The sequence below is a fragment of the Phormidesmis sp. 146-20 genome (assembly GCF_052939475.1).
Genome location: NZ_JBJPHT010000075.1, coordinates 1 through 22,491, shown reverse-complemented (window position 1 = coordinate 22,491; position 22,491 = coordinate 1). Strand labels below are relative to the sequence as shown.

The window sequence follows — 22,491 nt, the reverse complement described above, 5'->3', positions numbered from 1 at the left end:
TGGCGACCCTAGCTAAATCCCGATTTCGTGAATCTTAGGGGGGTCGGTCTGCCACTCTCTTAAGATACAAGGGGCTGCCTGGAGTGATCGCTACAGCGAGGAATTTCATCGAATTCACGTCAGATTAGAACCGGCGTCCAATAGGTCTGAATGGGCAGAATTGACAAATTTGCGGTCTTTGAGACTTGTCCGACTCTCAACGCTCAACGAGTTCTCGCTTCACTTGAGTCAACAGCCCTTCGCAGGCATCCATTAGCAGATCGATGACTTGATTAAACCCTTGTTCGCCGCCGTAGTAGGGGTCGGGCACTTCTCTGAGCGTGTGACGAGTGCAAAAATCACACATCAAGCGGACTTTGTAACTGTACTTCCCAGCGCGATCGAGGGCGCAAATCCCTTCATAGTTGTCGCGATCCATCGCCAAAATCAGATCAAAGTCTTCTAAGTCGGATTTTGTAAACTGACGGGCGCGACCCACTAGCTCAATGCCTTGCAGTTTGGCAGCAGCAGTCATGCGGCGATCGGGCGGACTGCCAATGTGATAGCTCGAAGTCCCCGCTGAGTCACAAATAATTTGATCTGAGAGACCTGCCTGCTGGATCAGGTGATTCATAATGTTCTCAGCAGACGGAGAGCGGCAAATATTACCCAGACAGACAAAAAGCAGTTTGTAAGGCATCGGGATTTTAGATTCTGGACTGGATAGCGGAACTTTTATTCAACAACCTTTTATTCAATCACTGATTATTCAATCACTGAGGAGTCAAATTCACAACAACGTTCATCCAAAATCTAAAATCCAAACTGAACTTAGCCCAAGCCAGGGAGATTGAGACCGCCTGTGAGTTCTTCCATCCGTTCGCGCATCGTAGCGGTGGATTTATTGTAAGCATCCTTGGTGGCAGCTAACACTAAATCAGACACAACATCCGCAGATTCTTGCAGCGCTTCGGGGGCGATCGTGACCTTTAGCGGCTCTTGGTTTCCACTCACCACGACTTTGACAAGCCCACCGCCCGCTTCGCCTTCGATTTCCATCTGTTCGAGTTCTTCTTGGAGACGTTTTGCTCCTTCTTGAACCTGTTGCGCTTTTTGAAAGGCATCTTTTAGCTCTTTCATTTTGCCAAGACCAAAGCCAAATCCCTGTCCTTGTGACATAACTTCCTACGGGGGTGTGAGTGGAATGTAGATCAGAATTTTCGCAGATGCGATCGACTCTTTGCCCAATTTTTATCAAGCAACAGTCAAACAAGCAAGCTTCATTATGACATCGCCTGACTCAGACAGTTCACTGAGTCCAAAAAGTAAAAAGGGAAGCTGCTAGAGGTCGCTTACCCGGTTAACTGACAAAAGTCCTGAACTCTTAATCTGTGGGTGATCAAATAGTAATCAAAGTTGGCAGATGCTGTTAGCTTCGCAAATGTCTTCAGCAACGCACCTAAATCGGTTGAAACTCGCCCAACATTTTGACTTCTGGCTCTAACCAAAGAGACCACTGTTGCTGAACCTGCTGCTGAACATGCTGAATTAGGGCAAAAATGTCGGTTGCAGTCGCGCCGCCGCAGTTGAGAATAAAATTGGCGTGACGTTGAGCAATCTGAGCGCCGCCAATCTGATGCCCCTTTAGCCCAGACTGCTCGATCAGCCAGCCCGCCTTATAGTCGCGTGGATTGCGAAAAACGCTCCCACAACTGGGCAAATCGTAGGGTTGAGTTTTGAGACGGTGATGCTTATGGTTGCTGGTTTCTTCTAAAACTTGCGTGGGGTCGGCACCAGGATTGAGTTGAAACGTGGCTTGCGTCACCAAACGACGATCGCCCTGCAAGGCCGACGTTCGATATCGATAATCTAAGTCCGCAGGGGTGAGAATCTCGATCGACCCATTGGGCAACAAAACGTGAGCCTTGACCAGAGAATCAGCGACGCATCCCCCATGAGCGCCCGCATTCATGACCACCGCTCCGCCGACCGTCCCCGGAATCCCAACTGCCCACTCAAAGCCCTGCCAGCCGCGATCGGCTAGTTGCCACGCAAGTCTCGGAAGCGGCTCTCCAGCGCCCACCGTCACCTGTCCCAAGTCTGCATCAAAGGCTATATGGCGAAAATGACGAGTCGAAACCACCAGCCCCGGAAGCCCACGATCGCTAATCAACAAATTTGACCCTGCACCGAGCATTGTAATCGGCAAGCCTTGAGCCGTTGCCCACTCAAAACTCGCTTGCAGATCTTCTAATCGACGGGGTGCAACATACCACTCTGCCGGGCCTCCGACCCGAAACGATGTCAGTGTAGAGAGTGGAACTTTGGCTTTTAGCAAACAGTCAGTACCAGGGAGCGCGATCGACAATATCTCATTCGGCTGAGGAGGCAGCGATCGAGACGAATTGATTTTAGTTGAAAAACTTGATTTGAGAGCGCTAATCGAAGTCCGGGGATCACTGGAGAGAGTCATGGTTTTTAGTTGCTTGAATACTCCAACCGAAACCCCTCACGGGTCGGATGGGCAGTTGCTAAATTTTTGCCACAAAAATTGGAGCGGTTACACCGTCCTGGAGATACGTTCTTGAGCAACCCCGGACTGATGCGCCATCACATCTGGGATCACTTGATTCAGGTTTCCCGCACCCAAGAAAATCGCCAGGTCTCCCGGAACTAAGGTGTCGTTCAAGAAGTGAGTGATCGCCTGAAGGGTCGGCTGGTAGAGCACATTAGGGTTGTGGTGAGCAATCAAGCTGGTCACCTGCTGTCCAGTGATCTGGTTTAAATCAGGCTCGCCTGCGCTGTAGATATCACTGACAATCACCAGGTCGGCGTTCGCAAAAGAGGCGGCAAACTCCGGTAAAAATGTTAGCGTTCGACTGTAGCGATGCGGTTGAAAGACGGCCACCACGCGCTGAGGTGGGACGGTCTGACTTGCCTGTAATTTTGCGGCCGCCAACGTCACCTGGATCTCGCTGGGGTGATGGGCGTAGTCATCGATAAAGAGAATGTCGTTAAACTGACCCCGCTTCTCAAATCGGCGGCGGGCACCCTCGAATAGCGCGATCGCCTCAGCAATCACTTCAAACTTCAGTCCCAACAGCCGTCCGGTCGCGATGCCTGCTAGAGCGTTACTCAAATTATGAGTGCCCAGAAGCGCAATTTTTAGCTGTCCAAGAACTTTTCCGCGTTCCCAAACTCGTGCAACTGTCCCATCTGAGCGATAGTCTACCTGATCAACGCTGTAATCTGCGCCAGAGGCTCGGTGCAAACTATAGGTGATGGTCGGCTGAATGCGATCGCGCACCGTTTCACAATCAATGCTGCCAATTAACGTGTGACAATGACTCGCAAACGTCTGGAAGGTTTCGACGACCTGTTCTAGACTGCTGTAGTGATCGGGGTGATCGAGTTCGATATTGGTGATGATGCCGATCGCCGGAGAAAACTTGACCAGCGAACCGTCTGATTCGTCTGCTTCGGCGACTAAGTATTTTCCACTACCGACACGGGCATTGCCTTCCCAGGCGTTTACCTCACCGCCGACGATGATGGTCGGATCGACCCCCGCCTTTAACAGCAGGTAGCTAATCAAACTACTGGTCGTGGTCTTACCATGAGTGCCCGCGACAGCAATACTTTGGTAATCTTGAATCAGCGCTGCCAAAAGATCTGATCGGTGAAAAATAGGACAGCCTAGCTCGATCGCCGCTCGATATTCTGGATTGGCCGGATTAATAGCCGTCGAGCAAATGACCTGGGGAAGCTGCGCCAAATCACTTTGACTAAAATAGCTTTTTTGAGACGCTCTAGCAGCAACCGAACCGACCCCGACGATCGCAGGGGCAGGCTGCTCTAGATGGGACTTAAAAAACTCAAGGTTTGAGGCGTTTTGACTCGAAAAGATGTGGGCACCTAATTCTTGCAAACGCGCCGTAATATGGCTCAAGCGAACATCAGAACCGGACACAGGCAACCGACGCTTTGTTAAGACATAAGCGAGGGCTGACATTCCAATTCCACCGATTCCAATAAAATGAAATGGTCTGCCGCTGAAATCAACGGAATTCAGCATCTTAGCTCCTTACACACCACACCAATAACACGCGCTATCATATCAAGGATTGCTTTTTCACGGTATAGATTAATTGGAATTTGCGGTCTTTTCCTCTAGACAAGTGACAAAGCATTCCTATTAATTAAGTGAAAAATCGGATTTTGTCTAGCGGTTTTGATACATCTGCGTTTTGTGGATCATCCTAACTGGTTAACTACGCCACCAACTCGACGATTTCCTGATAAAAATACAGAGTCAGTTCAGTAATTTTTCTAGTTAAATTTGATTTGCCATTTACGATACCCTGGATCATTTAAAACAGCACAACCATAAAGAAAATTGATGCTGCTGCTTGACTTAACCAGGAAAAATGGAGTTTGTCACGCGATGTGCAACCTTAAATTGATGTCTCCCCTTTTTGAACGAGCTAAAGAGATCTCAACGTGAGGTCATCTACAGAATAATTCTCTAACTCCTTAAAATAGAAAACTCAAAGAAGTCGCACGTCGCGGTTTGATTCTGTTTTTTCATGAAAAAGTTAGCCATCTTTGGCGGCACGTTTAACCCGGTGCATCGGGGGCACCTGCACATCGCGGAGGCGGCTTTTGAGCAGTTTGCTCTGGACAGCGTACTCTGGGTTCCGAGTCGTCTACCGCCGCACAAACGAGACCTCGCCAAGTTTGAGGATCGCTTAGAAATGGTGCGGTTGGCGATCGCCCCTCATCCTCATTTCACCACCTCAGACATCGAAGCTCGGCGAGAAGGCGTTTCCTGGGCGATCGATACCTTTCACGATCTGCAAGTGGTTTATCCCGACACCCAGTGGTTCTGGATCATTGGTGCTGATGCGTTTGAGAATTTGGCCCGGTGGCGAGGCAGTGAGGAATTGCGGCAAGCCTGTATTTGGCTGGTGGCTCCGCGATCGAGGGAGGAGGGAGGAGGGAGGAGAGAGGAGAGAGGAGGGAGGAGAGAGGGGTCAGGGGTCAGGGGTGAGGAGAAATTAAGTCAGAATTTAGGATTCAAAACTCAGAACGAGCGAGGGGTGCGATCGCAGTGGATTGAGATGGAGCCGATCGCGCTTTCGTCTAGTCTGATTCGTCAGTACTGTCGAGGCAGCGCAACCTTGCAGGAACCCCTTTGTCACCTGATCCCAGAGTCTGTAGAAGCCTATATCGAAGCCCACAAACTATACCAATCATAGGCTTTGAGCGACTCCTCCCTCCTCCCTCCTCCCTCCTCACTTTTCTACATTTTTCCTTAAGAATCGATCAACCTTTTACGATATGATGACTCTCATTAATAGGTATTTATCTACAGAGGGCAAGACGCAGTGATTAGAGTAGCGATCAATGGCTTTGGACGCATCGGACGCAACTTCATGCGGTGTTGGGCAGGCAGGGAAAACAGTCAGATAGAAGTCGTCGCCATCAATGACACGTCTGACCCTAGAACCAATGCTCACCTGCTCAAGTACGACACCATGTTGGGCAGGTTTAACGCAGATATCGATGCTGACGAAAACACCATTACCGTCAACGGCAAAGTGGTGAAATGTACGTCCGATCGCAATCCTGAGAACTTGCCCTGGAAAGATTGGGACATCGATCTGATCATCGAATCGACGGGGGTCTTCATCAGCAAAGAAGGTGCCACAAAACACATCAATGCAGGTGCCAAAAAGGTTTTGATTACGGCTCCTGGCAAAAATGAAGATGGGACATTTGTCGTTGGCGTGAATCATGAGAAGTACGATCACCACAAACACAATGTCATCAGTAACGCAAGCTGCACCACCAACTGTCTTGCCCCGATCGCCAAGGTGATCAATGATAATTTTGGCATCATCAAAGGCACGATGACGACGACTCATAGCTATACAGGCGATCAGCGTTTGTTGGATGCCAGCCACCGAGACTTGCGTCGGGCACGGGCTGCGGCGATGAACATTGTCCCGACCTCGACGGGGGCGGCCAAGGCAGTCGCTCTGGTGCTTCCTGAACTGAGCGGTAAGCTGAACGGAATCGCGATGCGGGTGCCGACTCCCAATGTGTCTGTGGTCGATCTGGTCGTCAACGTTGAAAAGGCGACGATCGCCGAGCAGGTCAATCAAGTTCTCAAAGATGCCTCTGAAGGATCGATGAAGGGCATTATCAAATATTGCGATTTGCCTTTGGTGTCGAGTGACCACGCGGGGACGGATGAGTCGTCGATCGTGGATTCGGCGTTGACGATGGTGATGGGTGGCGACATGGTGAAGGTCGTTGCGTGGTATGACAACGAGTGGGGCTACAGTCAGCGCGTGGTTGACCTAGCCGAAGTCGTAGCCCAAAAGTGGGAACGCTAGTCTCAAGCACTAATTTGATTCATCGCCCTCAATTCCAAATTTGGAGTTGGGGGTTTTTTGTACTGTTGAGTGCACAGAGTAAAAAGGTTGGTACTTGTCATCAATACACCAAATGAGATTCAACCCTTGTTAGAAGGAGAACTGCTCTAGCTCATCCAGGTGTCTCAGAAGATATTTTTTGTGGTTGTAATACAAGTGGTAATACACTTCATAATTTGGTTTATTGCCACCGAGACACGTCTTGCCCCAATCGTTCAAGCAGATCTTTCGCAGATAAGATTACTCTAGATCGTTATTGTGTGACAGATCAAATGTTTCGATCAGATCATCCCCGTGGGATTAAAGTTTTGCTAAATTCTTTGGAAGAGTAACTGAGCAATATCTATATAATTGAGCAAACAATCGCGCTAGTTTTTCAATTACACAATGAGCCGATCGCTGCTAGCAAATGTATCTCTGATCTGCAAAATACAATTAAACAGAATGTTGGTATTAAACCTGCATTCAATGAGCGTCACTAATGAATCCATCTATTCCTGCTAATAACCCCGACTGGACACTCTACTATCAAGCCGTAGAAGGTGGCTCACCGCGAGAAACATTGTTGAAAGCATTAGCGAGGTTTGACACAGAGAGATTGTTAGATTGTCCCATGCTCCAAGCAGTTGATTTAGGCTGTGGGGATGGGCGAGATACTGTCGAACTGCTGCATCGCGGCTGGCAGGTATTGGCGATCGACGCAGAACAAGCCGCCTTCGATCGTCTCCTCAATCGCCCGATTCAACAAGACCACCTTCAAACTCAACTGATGCGTTTTGAAGCCTTGACTTTGCCTGCTGGGGTTGATTTGATTAATGCCAGCTTTTGTCTTCCCTTTTGTCCACCTGCCAATTTCTCAGACTTGTGGCAAACGATCGTGACCTCGCTCAAACCACAAGGACGCTTTTGTGGGCAGTTGTTTGGCGATCGTGATTCCTGGGCGGTTTATCCTCATCGATCGCATCACACGCGCCCACAAGTTGAAGTGCTTTTACAACCCTTTGAGATTGAGTGGTTTGAGGAAGAAGAACGAGATGGAATCACGGCGATCGGTGAAGAAAAACATTGGCACATCTTTCACATCGTTGCTCAAAAAAAGCCTGATCCAAGCAACTCAACGACTTTGTAAGAAACTAAAAGACAGACGTAACGGCTTCTCAACCTCAGCACTTAGCGCTTTGCTATAGGTTTTACAACCATGATATAAAACTCAAAGCTCTGGTGACAGCTACCTCCGGATTTGTTGTCAGCGTCCTTTAGAGGTTTGTATGAAAAAGCAACGCATTCTGGTGTTCGTCACTCTTGTAGTTCTAGCCTTTGGTGTATCTTTTGGGATTCGGCTGCTCAATACACCCGTGGCGATCATTCAGGTAAATACTCAACTCATTGTTTCTGCTGCTGCCAGCCTGGCTGATGCCCTAAAAGAGCTAGACCCAATCTATCAACAATCTCGCTCTAATGTCGGGGTGCGCTACAACTTCGGTAGCTCCGGCGCACTACAACAGCAGATTGAAAATGGTGCCCCTGCTGATGTTTTTATCTCAGCCGCCGTGAGACAGATGGATGCCCTACAACAGAAAAACCTTCTCACCTCAAACACTCGGCGTAATCTGTTGACTAATCGGCTTGTGTTGGTTGTTCCTAGTAATCGGTCTAGCGTGACAGACTTAAAGAGTTTAACCCATGTCCGAGTCAAACGGATTGCAATCGGTGACCCGCGTAGTGTTCCGGCTGGACAGTATGCCCAAGAAGCCTTGACTAAAGCGGGTATTTGGAATCAACTAAAATCGAAGTACGTTCTGGCAAACAATGTCCGCCAGGTGTTGCAGTTTGTCGAAGCCGGAAATGCCGACGCTGGATTAGTCTACCTGACCGATGCGAGAACCACGAACAAAGTTAAAATTGCCCAAACGATTCCAGCCAGCTTACATTCGCCGATCGTCTACCCGATCGCAGTGCTAAAAAATAGTCGTGATCAAACTGCTTCCAAAAGCTTTGTCGATTTTTTGTTTGGCAATCAAGCAAAACAAGTGTTTCAGAAGTACGGTTTTAACGTGTCCTAGTCGAGAATTCTGGGGTAGTTAAAGCCTGTCGTTAAAGTTCTTCAAGTCACAAAACTTCCTTGATTCACCAGTCACGAGCTAATAGCCTGAACCTATGGAACTAGATCTTTCCCCCTTCTGGATTTCCCTCAAAACGGCTGGCTTGGCAACGATCGTCACCTTCTTGCTTGGTACGGCCGCCGCTTACTGGATGTTGGGCTATCGCGGTCGCTGGAAAGCGATTATCGAAGGCATTCTCATTGCTCCATTGATTTTACCGCCGACTGTAGTTGGGTTCCTTCTGCTATTGCTGTTTGGTAGAAATGGGCCGCTTGGCAACCTGATGGAGCAGTTTGACTTTACAATCATCTTTACCTGGTATGCGGCAGTTGTGGCGGCGATCGTCGTCTCGTTTCCTCTGATGTACAAAACAGCATTGGGGGCATTTGAGCAAATCGACTCTAGCCTACTCCAAGTAGCCAGAACATTAGGAGCCTCAGAACTACGAATTTTTAGACAGATTCTCTTACCGTTATCAGTGCCTGGACTATTAGCCGGAAGCACACTCGCCTTTGCGCGGGCATTAGGAGAATTTGGAGCCACCCTGATGCTGGCGGGCAACATTCCTGGGGAAACTCAAACCATGCCAATGGCTATCTACTTCGCAGTCGAAGCCGGAGATCTGGGTCAAGCCTGGTTGTGGGCAAGTGTGATCATGGCGCTCTCACTGTCGGGTCTGATTATGGTTAACCTGTGGCAAAAGCAATATGAGCAGACACTGTATCGACCACAATCAGGCACGATCGAAGCCGATGAACCCGTAAATCGAGGGGGAAAGTGGACGCGATCGACTCCCTCAGAGCATCAAGCACACCATTGGACACAACCTCAATCTGACACAGGACAAGGACTATTTGTTGACATTGAAAAACAGCTATCTACTTTCACACTCGGCACCACACTCACGGCACAGCAAGAAACTTTAGGCATTCTCGGCGGGTCAGGGTCAGGAAAAAGTATGACGCTCCGCTGTATTGCTGGAGTAGAAACCCCAACCAAAGGGCGCATTGTTTTGAATGGACAAACCCTATTTGATGCCGACAAGCAAATTAACCTGCCTAGTTCCAAACGCAACGTTAGTTTAGTGTTTCAAAACTATGCTTTGTTTCCCCACATGACGGTTGCTCAAAATGTAGGATTTGGGCTACATCATCTGTCCAAACCCAAGCGCCTTCAGCGAATCAGACAACAGCTTGCCCTAGTACAATTGCAGGAATTAGACACGTCCGGAGGAGTCAGCTTTGCTGCACGCTATCCTCACCAGCTTTCGGGGGGACAACAACAACGAGTCGCCCTAGCAAGAGCATTAGCAACCGAACCGGAAGTCCTGCTGTTAGACGAGCCTTTTTCGGCGCTTGATACCTACCTCCGCAGCCAACTAGAGCGACAACTCATCAAAATTTTGTCTACCTATCGCGGAGTGACGTTGTTTGTCACCCATAACCTGGAGGAAGCCTTTCGAGTTTGTGAGACGCTGATGGTGATGTCTAGTGGAAAGCCGATCGCTTATGATTCCAAACATCAGATTTTTGAGCATCCCCAAACTGTTCGCATTGCTCAACTCACAGGTTGTAAGAACTTCTCTCGTGCAGTTGTAGTCGGAACTAACTTAGTTGAAGCAACCGATTGGGGTCTGACGTTGCAGGTTCTCGAAGCAATTCCCGATCGCCTCACCGACGTTGGCATTCGTGCCCATCAGATTAGCCTTACCACTGATCCTGACGACTACACTTATCCCTGTTGGTTAGCCGCAACTAGTGAAACGCCGCACCGAATGACCCTTTTTCTCAAGTTCAAATCGGTGGCTACTGACTCGCAGGACTATCATGTGCAAGCAGAGATCTTCAAAGAAAAGTGGACTGTTCTCAAAGACCAACCGTTCCCCTGGTATGCGAGGCTCGATCGACTGATCTTGATGGTGGACTAATTAGGAATTAAGCAGCCGTCTTCCGATTGTTCTCCGATATCCAATTTTCCTAGTACCTGTACATCGCTAACTTCAAAACATCTGGATTGGACATTCGCAGATTTAATGACGAAGATAGTTTCGTCAGACCCTGTTGATAGATCGTTCTTTAACGCTAGTCTTCTTCGATGCACCTTGAACAGCCCTGTGTCGGTTAAAAATGGGCAATTCCTCTACAATGGGGAGCTTTCGTTTGAGCTAGAAAATGGAATCAATGAAAGTCCACTCAGCTCAAGTAAGGTGCCCTGAGAACCTTCTTCAATAACTAGCGTGGGAGGTAATACAAACACTCTTTTGATAGCTGGGGAAGGTGCTTCTGAGGGAGCAACTGACTGACATATTTTATATAGATCTCCTTCACAGATAGGGTACATATCTGTCAGGTACATTATTCTTGAATCCTGAGCTTCATTAGCGATCGCCGCCCTCTCAATTCCGACAACCATCAACAGTGTCAACAGTGCAATTTTCATGATGACTCCAAAAGCTACCCGTGATTTTATCAAGAGAATATTTGCGCTGGCATCCGTAGCGATCGCCGTCTTTTCGTTGACGACCCAAAGGGCGATCGCTGCACCTTTCGTTTTGAGTGATTACTCAGGCAATCTTTACGGGCAAGGAACTTTGACCTGTTCCAAAGATTTCTACAGCCCTAATCCCACGAGATCTCCTCGGAACGCCATGTTTTTCGCCAGGGCAAACTACACTTTTGTCGAGTCATACCCTCGCGTCGGGCATGATCTTAAATTTCAGCTAAATCAAACCACTTTAAACACTGGAATTTCAAGCGGCAGATCGGTGCAGGAAAACAAAGATTCTGGCTCTCCTTTGACTTTCAGTTTTTGGAAAGCTAGAGTCTATGACTTGTTTGGAGTTGAAGTTGAATATATTGGCGGCGGCGCAAACAGACCGATCTCTCCAGCTATCAAACAACCTGGGTTTCTTACGGCAGGCACTTTGACAATGAAGGGCAGTGTCTATTTTATTGAATGGAAACTATTAGTTAAGCCCATGTTCTTTGTACGTGAGCGTAGGTCTATCGCTCAACCAGGATGCATCTACCGTCCACAAAACCCCGTCTACAGTCCCACCAAGTATGCTAAAGTCACCCAAAATTAGGGAGTTGGGGGGCAAAACCGCCAATATACGAAGTGAAAGAACCTTAACGTAAATCTAGCCAAACCTGTGCTGGAATCTCTTCTAGCTCAGGAGCAAGCGGGAACGTCCCCGGTGGAAAATCATTAGAAACTAACTGCTCCAACAAGATAAGCGCTTCTGCAAATAGAAACTCAACAATCTCATCCGGAACACTACTACCCACAAAGTTAACCGGATAACCTCGATTGACGAGATAAAGCGTTCTATCTGGAAGGTGATAAGCCTCCACATGGGGATGAATCAACTCAATCGATTTTGCCTGTCGATCTAAGTAGTCCAAATCAATCTCAACCTTCTTAGAACTAGCACTGACTAGAATAGTGCGATCGCTCAATCGATCAATCAACTCCGGAGTAATCGAGCAGCCACCCGACGCACCAATCACGATCGAGACTCGATCCAGGCTATCCAACTCATCTCGCAACAAAAAGCCGTCTAGCTTGAGCGCAACCTTCTTAATCACATCAAGATCCTGTCCCGCAACCACAAGATTCTTGGCTCGTAGACTGCGGCAGACCCCGCGACCCACCCAACCATAGCCATTGACGAGGGCGAGACGACCTGCGATCGCATAGCCTATCTCCCGCAAAATCGTATCCAGAGACGACACCACCGCATCTCCGACATAATCCCCCTCAATTTCCTTGAGACGAGTCTCAGCGCAATTTAACTGAGGAATCAAAAGATCTTCAATACGCTGCGCCGCCCAGACCCCCTGCTTAGTAATCTCAACACCGCCGCGCACATAGTTTTGATAGTCTCGGTAGTATTTGTGAAAGCAAGTGATTGCATACCCACCTACTTCATGCAAAAGGAGTTGATGACCTGCTTGACGACACTGTTCGAGGCTATTTTTTAACTCAACCTGGATAGTTTCTTCTAATTCGTCAAACCCTGGAGTGAGTACCCGAATGCCCTGACGCTGCAAGGCTTCTACAACGTGGTCTTTGCCAGAGTAGCCAATGCCAATTACAACCTCGATCGCAAAAAACTGATGAGAAGTCAGAAGTAGCCGCAGCGTATCTTCATAGAGATGTTGTACGACAAATTGACGGTATCCAGAATGAGGTTTGATGCCGACTCGACGAGCAACCTCACCCAAAAAATCTGGATGAAAACGATTCATTAAGTGTCTCCCTGTTTCACAGTTGATTCTGGTGAGCAAACCACACTGAAACGAGGGAGGAAATTTAACATTAGACTCCTGCACGAATCGTAGATGCCCTCCGAAGGCTCTTGCGAAGCTAACATCAATGGCCAGGTATCCATGCAGGAAGTCTATTAAACCTCCCTCCTCCAACTTTCATTAAACCAGGATGGTGCAAGATTGACGATCGCTCTATTAGAACTTAGCGCGCGGCACTTCGCAGACAAACAAGACATCATTCGTCCACTTGCGGAAAAAGGGCACACCACCGAGCAACCGACTCAGATGCCAGTCTAACTTGCGTAGAAATGGCTTTTCCAGAGTTTTCTCGCGCAGTTGCTTGAATAGACGCATCAGGAAAGGAGTCTTTTCATAGCGGGGGTGAAACATAACTAAGTAGGGAAGAACCGAAATAAAGCCAACGCCCTGACTGTTGCAAACCTTGAGTTCATGGCTGAGAAGGTTATACCATTCGTTTTGACGTAGCCGAATCTTATGTTCTTTGTAGTGGAGATGCTTGAACTTGAAGCGATCGAGCCGATACATCTGTGGAATCGTCACAACCACCAAACCCCCAGGCGGCAAAATCGAGCAACAAGCTTGCAGCACTTGCAAAATGTCTACTTCGAGTCCCTCCAGATGCTCCAACACATCTAGTAAAAAGATGACATTTGGCTGCCACGGAAGCTTTGAGATGATTTGATTGGAGTCTCGAATATCCGACAAAATATCAGGTGAAAAAGGGGATTCATAATCCACACCACAATAGTCAAACTCAACGCCCAAATTAGAGAGATAGCGGAATGCAACCTTATCTGCACAGCCGAGATCAAGGATGCGAAGTTGTTTGAGATTAGACTTTCTCAATGCTTGAGCAATCAACCGAAACTTGACCGAGTTGAACAGATTTTCATCCTTTCCTGACAAGAGACGATCGACAAGGTAGGAAGAATGAACGGTTTTGTTAGACAGTACCATATGCATTGTTACCTGTTAAGTGCAATCTGAGGCACCTCAGCAACTGATTCGCGAATTCTAAATACAACACTGTCACGCGCCTTGTTAGATGCGTTGAGATGTTTTGATTCTGCAAAAACCAGTTCTAAAGTGCAGTTCTGGAAACTGACCTGAGCAAGGGTGCTATGCAGGTTGTTTGCAGATAGTTGATGAAATTTGAGTAAGGTCAGCGTGAAAACACTGAGTTGTTCGATAAGATAGCCTGCCCTCTGCGTTAGCCGATAGCGAGATTTCCCGTAGAGCGAAATTCAAGTGAATTTACGGAGAACTCAAGAAAAATCAAATTGACTTTTGAGCAGGAAATAGAAGTATTTGGATCAGTTACGGATATTTTCAAAACATTTCTAAGTATTGATTAACACAATAAATCTTAAAAGAAACCTCGTCTCAGTACGGTTGGCAGGAGCGAAATTTTTTCTAGATCAGCCAAAAATCAGACCGAAGATTGATGTATTGAGTGCGAGGTAATTTACGCCCTGTAATATAAAATACTTAGAGCGTTATTCGATCGCCAACCAAGACCTAACTTCATTGTTCAGAAATATCTAAATGTTCATTGCTTCAGTGTATATACTGAAAAATTATAATTCATAAGTTTATTTCTTTAATCTACCTCAGTATATTTGCGGCTTGAGTCAAAGAGGAACTGTAAAGTTAACGCTTGTTTCTCAATATTTTTTTAGAAAAAGCAATTCTTCTCAATCCAGTTTTTGATGGATGAGCGATCGAAACTCTCAACTAGCCACCAGAAAACAACTAAACTTCGGTGAAAAGCGCGCCTCAGTGGGGAATAACTAGCACAGATGACTCGGTATAACTCATCAACGGTTAGGAGACGATGGCAAAACAAATTCAGTTAGCGGGATATCAGGTTCAACATCTCATTTACGAAGGGTCTAGAACGCTAGTTTATCGGGGTCGCCAAGAATCGACTCAACAGCCCGTTGTCCTCAAACTCCTCAAAAACCCCTATCCCAGCTTTGTCGAACTCGTGCAGTTCAAAAATCAGTACAGCCTGATGCGACAGCTTAATCTGCCGGGAGTCATTCGACCCTATAGCCTGGAGCCTTACCAGAATGGGTTTGTGCTCGTCATGGAAGACTTTGGCGGCATTTCGCTCAAAGAGTATGGTGCAATGAGAAATTGGGACGGTCGTGAACTAGAAACCTCAGAGTTTTTGGTAGAGTTTCTACACATTGCGATCGCGCTCTCCCAGATTCTCGATGGTCTGTCCTGTGATCGCATCATTCACAAAGACATCAAGCCTGCCAATATTCTGATCAATCCGCTCACCAGACAAGTTAAGCTAATTGACTTTAGCATTGCCTCCCAGTTGCCCCGCGAAACGCCAACCCTGACTAACCCCAACGTTTTAGAAGGCACCCTCGCCTATCTCTCCCCCGAACAAACCGGACGCATGAATCGCGGCATTGACTACCGCACAGATTTCTACTCACTAGGCATTACGCTATTTGAACTGCTCACAGGACAGCTACCGTTTAGTACAGACGACCTGATCGAGCTAGTCTACTGCCACATCGCCAAACAGCCGCCCGCCGTTCATCACCTCAATTCCACTGTTCCATTCATGGTTTCAGCCATTGTGAGCAAGCTGATGGCCAAAAATGCAGAAGATCGCTATCAAAGTGCTTTGGGGCTAAAGCATGATTTAGAGGTCTGCTTACACGACTGGAAACAGCGCGGCAACATTGCTACGTTTGAACTAGGACAACAAGACTACTCCCATCACTTCATCATTCCTGAAAAGCTGTATGGTCGATCTCAAGAAGTCGCCCAGCTATTATCCGCATTTGAACGAGTCGCCCAGCGTCAACCATTAGAACCGTCTTCTACACGCCTGACCGCCTCAAAAAGCGAACTCATCCTGGTAACAGGGGCTTCTGGAATTGGCAAAACGGCTGTGATCAACGAAATTCACAAACCAATTCTGCGGCAGCGAGGATATTTTATCAGAGGCAAGTTTGATCAATTTCAGCGCAACATTCCCCTTTCTGCCTTTGTGCAAGCCTTTCGCGACTTGACCGGGCAGTGTCTCACCGAAAGCGACACTCAGATAGAACGCTGGAAACTCAAAATTTTGCGAGCACTGGGCGAAAATGCTCAAGTGATGATTGAGGTCATTCCCGAACTAGCCTACATTACAGGTGAGCAACTTGCTGCACCAGAACTAACAGGAAGTGCTGTACAAAACCGCTTCAATCTTCTATTTAAGAACTTTATTCAGATTTTTACAAAGCCAGAACATCCCTTAGTAATCTTTTTGGATGACTTGCAGTGGGCAGATAGCGCCTCATTAAAGCTAATGCAGCGATTGATGAGCGACCCAGATAGTCACGATTTGTTAGTGATTGGCGCTTATCGAGATAGCGAAGTTTCTCCTAGTCATCCGCTTACTGTGACGATCGAGGAGATTCAAACGGCGGGGGCAACTGTCCAGACGATCGAGCTATTTCCCCTCAGCCCGATCGACCTCAATCACCTTGTTGCAGACACCCTCAATGACTCACTACCAGAAGCCCAGCCTTTAAGCGACTTGATCTATCGCCGCACAAATGGCAATCCTTTCTTTAGCACTCAGTTTTTCAAGTCTTTGCAGGAGGATGGATGGCTCACATTTGACCCTCAGCTTGGCAGGTGGCAGTCCGATCTGGGGCAAATCCAAATCCTGTCATTAGACAAAGATGTCATTGAGTTTATGCGGCTCCAGCTACAAAAGCTACCTGAGTCCACTCAAGCCGTTCTCAAGCTCGCGGCCTGTATTGGCAACCAGTTTGATCTAGCGACGTTAGCTGTCGTGTATGAGCGATCGCTCAATGAAACAACAACTGATCTCTGGGCTTCCCTACAAGAAGGATTGCTCGTACCCACTGGAGAGGAGTATAAGCTATTTCAAGCGGGCGATGATGCCTTGTGGCAGTTGAGTGATCAGGCACCCTGTCCGTCACCGAGCTACAAATTCTTCCACGATCGCGTTCAACAGGCCGCCTACTTACTGATTCCTGACGATCAAAAACAAGCTACTCACCTGCGGATTGGTCAACGGTTGCTTACCGAAGGAAACCGCGACGAAAAACTGTTTGAGATTGTCAATCAGCTTAACTTAGGAGCTACTTTGCTGGGTGACGCGATCGAGCGCAAAAACTTAGCACAACTCAACCTACAAGCAGGGCGAAAAGCAGTTGCATCCGCAGCGTACAGTGCTGCCTTTAGCTACTTTGAGGCTGGAAGAGCCTTATTGTCGATCGACACCTGGGAGCAAGACTACGATCTCACCTTGATGCTGTACTCACAAGCAGTCGAGTCTGCCTATCTCAATGGCGATCTCAAACAAATGGACTACCTCACAGAACAGGTACTACAACACGCTAAAACCCTGTGCGATCGCATTCAAGTCTATGAAGTCAAGATTCAAGCAAACATTGCTCAAAACCGATTGTCAGAAGCACTAAAACTCGCTTTATCAGTTCTGAGCCTGCTAGATATTGATCTTCCTAAGACTCCAACCTCATCGGATATTGACTTCGCCCTGCAACAGATTCAAACTCGGCTTGTCGATCGAGCCGTTGATGACCTGATTCATCTCCCATTGGTGCAACTACCCGAAAAATTGGCAGCAATGCGAATTCTGTCTACCCTGATTTCTATTACGTTTGTCTGTGCTCCAATGCTGCTGCCTTTGGTGATCTGTGAGCAAGTCAATCTCTCTTTGAAGTACGGAAATTCATCCTGGTCTGCGTTTGCTTACGCCAACTATGGGCTTCTACTATCCACCACTGGCAATCCTAAAACAGGCTACCACTTTGGACAGTTAGCGATTCGTCTACTAGAGCAGCTTGACGCTAAAAGCCTGAAGGCAAAAATCTTTACGATCGTCTACAGCATGACGACCCACTGGCAACAGCCCTTAACTGCATCACTACAACCGCTTAAAGAAGGCTATCACAGTGGCTTAGAGACAGGAGATTTGGAATATGCCTCCTACTGCATTCTGCACCGCAATGAGTACGCCTACTTTAGCGGATGGGAGCTAAACCAACTCGCAGAACAGTTTACTATCTATCAGGATGCCCTGACTCAAATCAATCAGATTAACTCACTGACCTATCACCAGATTTATCAGCAAACCGTCTTAAATCTATTAGGGTCTACTGAGAACCCGATCGTGCTGTCTGGTGCGGCGTATGACGAAGAGAGACTACTGCCACTACATCGACAAGCAGACGATCGGTATGCGCTCTATCAGGTCTATCTTAACAAACTAATTCTCAGCTATCTATTTGGCGACCTACAGCAAGCCGTTGACTCCGCAAACCTGGCAGAGCAGTACATTGATGGAGTTTCAGGCTTATATTTTATTCCAGTATTTTACTTCTATGATTCACTAGCAAGATTGGCACTGTATGCGATCGCTTCAGAAACAGAACAAACGACAATCCTGGAGAAAGTACAGCACAATCAAAAGAGAATGCAGCAATGGGCAGACACGCCTACCAATTTTCTGCACAAGTTTCATCTAGTCGCCGCAGAACACTGTCGTGTTTTGGGACAATCTGCCAGCGCCATCGAGCATTACGATCACGCGATCGCAGGAGCTATCACCCACCAATATCAGCAGGAAGAAGCTCTTGCTTGTGAACTCGCGGGCAAGTTTTATCTAAGTTGGGGCAAACCTAAAATCGCTCAAGTTTACCTGACGGATGCTTACTATGCCTATATTCGTTGGGGCGCAAAAGCAAAAGTAACCCGCCTAGAGCAAGACTATCCAACCTTACTCACGCTGCAATCCGAAGAGATATCGCTGTCTCAAAGAGTGAATTCCTCTATTTCCTCTACTTCCGCTAGTTCTAGCTTAAACAGTAGCTTGGAGGGTTCCAAAGTTCTAGACTTGACTGCGGTGATCAAAGCGTCTCAAGCCCTGTCTAGCGAAATTCAACTTGACCAAATGCTCGATCGCTTAATGCAGGTCGTTATTGAGAATGCGGGTGCCCAAAGGAGTGTGTTGCTGTTACGGCAGGATCAGCGATGGGTGGTTGCGGCTCAGTCTAGCGATGCGGTTAAACCAACGCTGCAATCAGTCCCACTTGACTCTAGCCAAGTCATGCCACAGTCTATCTTGAACTATGTGGCTCGTACTTCCGAAACGATCGTGATCGATGATGCCCGCACCGAGCTGCCCTTCTCAACCGATCCTTATATTCTAGGACAGCAGCCCAAAAGTGTTTTGTGTACGCCTGTTCACAGTCGAGGGGAGGTGATCGGACTGCTGTATCTAGAGAATTATTTAACTTCCGGGGTGTTTACTCGCGATCGCCTCAAGGTATTACAGCTTTTGATAGCTCAGGGTGCGATCTCGTTGCAAAATTCAATGCTCTACAACACCCTAGAGCAGAAAGTAGAACAGCGCACTCAAGAGCTACATGAAAAAAATCAACATCTCTCAGAAGCGCTGGCACAACTACAACAGACTCAGGCTCAACTGATTCAAACTGAGAAAATGTCGTCATTGGGGCAGATGGTTGCGGGGGTTGCTCACGAAATCAATAACCCAGTTAGCTTTATCCACGGCAACATCATCTATGCTGAGACCTACTTCCAGGAGTTGTTTGACCTGATTGCGCTCTACCAAACCTACTATCCTCAAGCGGTTCCTCAGATTCAAAACAAACTTGAAGAGACAAACCTGCATTTTCTACAAAAGGACGTTCACAAGCTGGTTAGCTCGATTAGATTAGGATCTGACCGGATTCGTCAGATTGTCCTTTCTCTACGAAACTTCTCGCGCCTGGACGAAGCTGAGATGAAACCTGTCAATCTTCATGAGGGAATTGATAGTACGCTTTTGATGTTGCAGCATCGATTGCAGGTGAGGGCAAGTCGTTTGGAAATCATCGTGACCAAGGACTATGGGCAATTGCCAGAAGTGACTTGCTATGCCAGCCAAGTTAATCAGGTGTTCATGAACATTCTCAGCAATGCGATCGACGCACTAGAAGACAAGCGGCAATACGATAGTGCTCAGTCGGCAATCAAGTCTCAATCACCTCCAACGATTCGCATTCGCACAGCAGCAGAGCACTCTACCGTGACGATTTGGATTGCGGACAACGGAAGCGGTATGTCAGAAAAAGTGCAACAGCGTGTGTTTGATCCCTTTTTCACAACTAAGCCTGTCGGCAAAGGCACCGGACTGGGGCTATCCGTTTGCTATGCGATCGTTGAGAAACACAATGGCTGCTTAAAGGTTAAATCTGAGGTGGGTCAAGGCACAGAGGTTATTATCTCGATTCCGGTTAGCTATGGCGATCGTTAAACAGGGAACCTCAAGCATTACCGCTAGGAATCTTCAATTGCGTCGCCGCTGTCGAGAACCATATTCCAGCCTATCCGTAGGCGACCACAGACCGTCAACCCTTCAGGCGCGATCGTACGATAAACTAGATCACACGCACTATAAGGCTTTCCAAAACTGCGGACTGCTCCAGATGTGATGGTCATTTTTGACGTAGAACCTGGCGGACGCGACAACTACAAAATCTGGGAAGAAGGGCAAGTTCCGGCCGTGATTTTTGAAATGACATCACCCGGAACTAGAACTCAAGATGAAGGCTTTAAGAAGACACTGTACGAGCAGTTAGGGGTTCAAGAATATTGGCAGTTTGACCCTAGAGGAGAATGGATTCCCGAAAAGCTGCGCGGCTATCGACTACGGAGAGAGACTTACGAACTCATTACTGACGGCCAGAGTCAGCCTTTACAGCTTTGATTTACCCTAGAAGGCAGCTTGATCGGCTTTTACCGCTTAGACAAGGGCGAAAAACTGCTGATTCCCGATGAGTTAGCCGCTGCTCTCGAAGCCGCAAAAACCCAAGCCACTCAAGAACGCCAGCGCGCCGAAGATCTTGCCGCCGAACTTGCTCGCTATCGCGATCGCTTTGGTGAACTGCCCGAATCTTAACTAACGCCATACGCGACTTTTTGAAGTTCCCCTTTTTAAGACGGGTTGAGAGAATCACCGCGCAAACAGTCTGACGTGAGATCCTCCTATCTCCCTCAAAAAGACGTGGATTCGCATGAATTTTAAGTTGCACATCGCGCAGCGTGCGAATGTACAGCAAACGTACAGTTTTGTTAGAAAGCCGATGGCGAGATTTGAACTCGCGACCTATCGATTACGAATCGATCTTGTGAAATGCCTGAAATGATTTCTAGGTATAGGTTTCAGAAATTGAGGTAACCAAGTTTGTAAGATTTGTGTTCAGTATGTACTCAAATGAGTGATTTTAGGGGTACTTAGTGCTTTGAGGCACTCGTATTCTGTGGTTTTAGTTGTACTCAGTTTGTGTTTAGAGAATCAGAGAGCGAACAGTCCTAACAAGTACTGGCAGAGAGCAGACTACCAGAGTTGAGAGTGTCCTGACTTAAAAAGTAGAGGTTATGACAGTTTAGGAATGAATGTTTCCTTGGTAGGTCATTCTTAGCTGACTGAGACAAGAGGTAAGGGTGAATTAGTCGGGTGCGATCGCATGTTTGGAACTGGAGAGAATGAAACGGAATAGGGATGGGTGTGAGTCTATCTTTTTTTAGTAATACTAATTAGTATTACTAAATTTATGAAGGGATAGGTGAACGGAGGTTGAATCGGCAAAAGTGACAGGCTGAGACATGCGATCGCAGTCAGTATAGAAAACTCACGACCCATAGGTTATTACATGCACTACAAAGCGCTCAAACGAATAGTGAAGGTTTAAGGTGTGTCTCGGTATCAGTGTAGAGTGTCTTACAGGGCATCCTGAGAGCGTCAGAGAAAGGGTTGTGAGTGTGGATAGGTGTTGCCGCTTGACAGCGGAGAGAAAGGTGAACTAGACTAGCGATTAAGCCGCTTAAAACACGGCTGCTTCAACCACCTTATAGAGAAGTGTTTAGTAGATAGCAGAGAGAGATATAAGCAGATACCCATTAGGTTTGACCCTGACATTGAGTTGGGGTCTTTTTATGGGTATGTGTACCGTACGGGGGTGAGTGTACCATACCGCACTTGATCACAATCATGATGATTAGCCAAACGTGAACTGTACCATACCGTGATTTTTCTGGTATGGTACAGTTACAAACCTAATGGTCTACTGAACGATGAAAGGAATAACAGAGGAAGAAGTTAAGAAAGTCTACGATCAACTCAGAAAAGATGGGATTAACCCTAGCGCTGCGGCTGTTAGAGGCGTACTTGGTACAGGTTCCAAAACAACTATTGTGCAACACCTAAAAGCGATTAGGCAGAATGAACAAGGGCTGTATGGTAATCGCGATCGTCCAGTTTATCTAACAGACAAATTACAGAGGAAAGTTAGCCAGGTACCCTACAGTCTCAAGTGTGCGGCTGAGGAAGAATATGAGAGTGAAACGATAAACCTACTAGAATCTGAAAACCAGCGACTACAAGAGGACAATGCCGCGATGACAGACCTAATCATGCGAGTAGAAGCAAAGCTAGAGGCTAGTGAGAAGCAGAGTGATAGGATGTTTGAACTGCTAGAGAGAATAGCTCAAGTCAGACCGGAGTTAAAAGATGAGATTGCTGAGATTCAAGCGCTAAGACCGATTAAAGCCGGGGATTGTAAAATAAATTGTGTCAAAGGTCAGAAGTTGAGATCTAATGAACTA

Annotated in this window: 18 protein-coding genes; 10 read left to right on the top strand and 8 right to left on the bottom strand. The window is 47.3% G+C overall.

All coding sequences use genetic code 11. The features are described 5' to 3' along the window. Window positions 1–196: 196 nt before the first annotated feature. The 4 genes from ACKFKH_RS31430 to murC all read right to left on the bottom strand — a co-directional run bounded on the left by ACKFKH_RS31430 (window position 197) and on the right by murC (window position 4,054). Window positions 197–679 carry a low molecular weight protein-tyrosine-phosphatase gene (locus ACKFKH_RS31430; RefSeq protein WP_446862322.1) on the bottom strand — a complete coding sequence of 161 codons (483 nt, stop codon included), beginning with the start codon at window positions 677–679 and terminating at the stop codon, window positions 197–199. A 131-nt stretch (window positions 680–810) separates the two neighbouring features. Further along, complete coding sequence (locus tag ACKFKH_RS31425; RefSeq protein ID WP_446862321.1) at window positions 811–1,158, bottom strand: YbaB/EbfC family nucleoid-associated protein; 348 nt, start codon at window positions 1,156–1,158, stop codon at window positions 811–813. Window positions 1,159–1,438: 280 nt separating this feature from the next. Continuing rightward, complete coding sequence (murB, locus tag ACKFKH_RS31420; protein ID WP_446862320.1) at window positions 1,439–2,452, bottom strand: UDP-N-acetylmuramate dehydrogenase; 1,014 nt, start codon at window positions 2,450–2,452, stop codon at window positions 1,439–1,441. A gap of 87 nt (window positions 2,453–2,539) precedes the next feature. Next, a complete protein-coding gene (gene murC / locus ACKFKH_RS31415; RefSeq protein ID WP_446862319.1) occupies window positions 2,540–4,054 on the bottom strand; it encodes a UDP-N-acetylmuramate--L-alanine ligase in 1,515 nt (504 codons plus the stop codon). A gap of 511 nt (window positions 4,055–4,565) precedes the next feature. Here murC and nadD point away from each other — a divergent pair. From nadD to modB, 5 genes are all read left to right on the top strand, one after another. Continuing rightward, the gene (nadD, locus tag ACKFKH_RS31410; protein ID WP_446862318.1) at window positions 4,566–5,237 is read left to right on the top strand and encodes a nicotinate-nucleotide adenylyltransferase; all 672 of its coding nucleotides are present in this window, start codon (window positions 4,566–4,568) and stop codon (window positions 5,235–5,237) included. A gap of 129 nt (window positions 5,238–5,366) precedes the next feature. Then, window positions 5,367–6,380: a type I glyceraldehyde-3-phosphate dehydrogenase gene (locus ACKFKH_RS31405; protein WP_446862317.1), complete on the top strand. Its 1,014-nt coding sequence runs from the start codon at window positions 5,367–5,369 to the stop codon at window positions 6,378–6,380. A 520-nt stretch (window positions 6,381–6,900) separates the two neighbouring features. Next, complete coding sequence (locus ACKFKH_RS31400; protein ID WP_446862316.1) at window positions 6,901–7,548, top strand: class I SAM-dependent methyltransferase; 648 nt, start codon at window positions 6,901–6,903, stop codon at window positions 7,546–7,548. Between the two features lie 139 nt (window positions 7,549–7,687). Next, window positions 7,688–8,482, top strand: coding sequence for a molybdate ABC transporter substrate-binding protein (gene modA / locus ACKFKH_RS31395; protein WP_446862315.1), 795 nt, complete (start codon window positions 7,688–7,690; stop codon window positions 8,480–8,482). A gap of 94 nt (window positions 8,483–8,576) precedes the next feature. After that, entirely contained in the window at window positions 8,577–10,448 is a 1,872-nt protein-coding gene (gene modB, locus ACKFKH_RS31390) for a molybdate ABC transporter permease subunit (protein ID WP_446862314.1), read from the top strand. A gap of 212 nt (window positions 10,449–10,660) precedes the next feature. Here modB and ACKFKH_RS31385 read toward each other — a convergent pair whose 3' ends face one another. Then, window positions 10,661–10,960 carry a hypothetical protein gene (locus tag ACKFKH_RS31385; RefSeq protein ID WP_446862313.1) on the bottom strand — a complete coding sequence of 100 codons (300 nt, stop codon included), beginning with the start codon at window positions 10,958–10,960 and terminating at the stop codon, window positions 10,661–10,663. Window position 10,961: 1 nt separating this feature from the next. On the opposite strand from ACKFKH_RS31385, the gene ACKFKH_RS31380 reads away from it, so the two are divergent. Then, on the top strand, window positions 10,962–11,606 hold the full coding sequence (locus ACKFKH_RS31380) for a hypothetical protein (RefSeq protein WP_446862312.1): 645 nt from the start codon (window positions 10,962–10,964) through the stop codon (window positions 11,604–11,606). A 43-nt stretch (window positions 11,607–11,649) separates the two neighbouring features. On the opposite strand, the gene ACKFKH_RS31375 is transcribed toward ACKFKH_RS31380, so the two are convergent. Both ACKFKH_RS31375 and ACKFKH_RS31370 read right to left on the bottom strand, forming a co-directional pair. After that, window positions 11,650–12,771, bottom strand: a complete 1,122-nt coding sequence (locus ACKFKH_RS31375; protein WP_446862311.1) for a hypothetical protein — start codon at window positions 12,769–12,771, stop codon at window positions 11,650–11,652. Window positions 12,772–12,987: 216 nt separating this feature from the next. Beyond that, window positions 12,988–13,776: a class I SAM-dependent methyltransferase gene (locus tag ACKFKH_RS31370; RefSeq protein WP_446862310.1), complete on the bottom strand. Its 789-nt coding sequence runs from the start codon at window positions 13,774–13,776 to the stop codon at window positions 12,988–12,990. An 871-nt stretch (window positions 13,777–14,647) separates the two neighbouring features. On the opposite strand from ACKFKH_RS31370, the gene ACKFKH_RS31365 reads away from it, so the two are divergent. After that, window positions 14,648–20,140 carry a trifunctional serine/threonine-protein kinase/ATP-binding protein/sensor histidine kinase gene (locus ACKFKH_RS31365; protein ID WP_446862309.1) on the top strand — a complete coding sequence of 1,831 codons (5,493 nt, stop codon included), beginning with the start codon at window positions 14,648–14,650 and terminating at the stop codon, window positions 20,138–20,140. Window positions 20,141–20,163: 23 nt separating this feature from the next. Here the strand turns inward: ACKFKH_RS31365 and ACKFKH_RS31360 are convergent, their stop codons facing one another. Continuing rightward, a complete protein-coding gene (locus ACKFKH_RS31360; protein ID WP_446862308.1) occupies window positions 20,164–20,325 on the bottom strand; it encodes a hypothetical protein in 162 nt (53 codons plus the stop codon). Here ACKFKH_RS31360 and ACKFKH_RS31355 point away from each other — a divergent pair. The 3 genes from ACKFKH_RS31355 to ACKFKH_RS31345 all read left to right on the top strand — a co-directional run. Continuing rightward, on the top strand, window positions 20,318–20,593 hold the full coding sequence (locus tag ACKFKH_RS31355) for a Uma2 family endonuclease (protein ID WP_446862307.1): 276 nt from the start codon (window positions 20,318–20,320) through the stop codon (window positions 20,591–20,593). The genes ACKFKH_RS31360 and ACKFKH_RS31355 overlap by 8 nt on opposite strands. 18 nt (window positions 20,594–20,611) lie before the next feature. Beyond that, entirely contained in the window at window positions 20,612–20,785 is a 174-nt protein-coding gene (locus ACKFKH_RS31350; protein WP_446862306.1) for a hypothetical protein, read from the top strand. 1,175 nt (window positions 20,786–21,960) lie between these two features. After that, window positions 21,961–22,491 (top strand): DNA-binding protein (locus ACKFKH_RS31345; protein WP_446862305.1); only part of this gene is annotated, 531 nt, incomplete at its 3' end.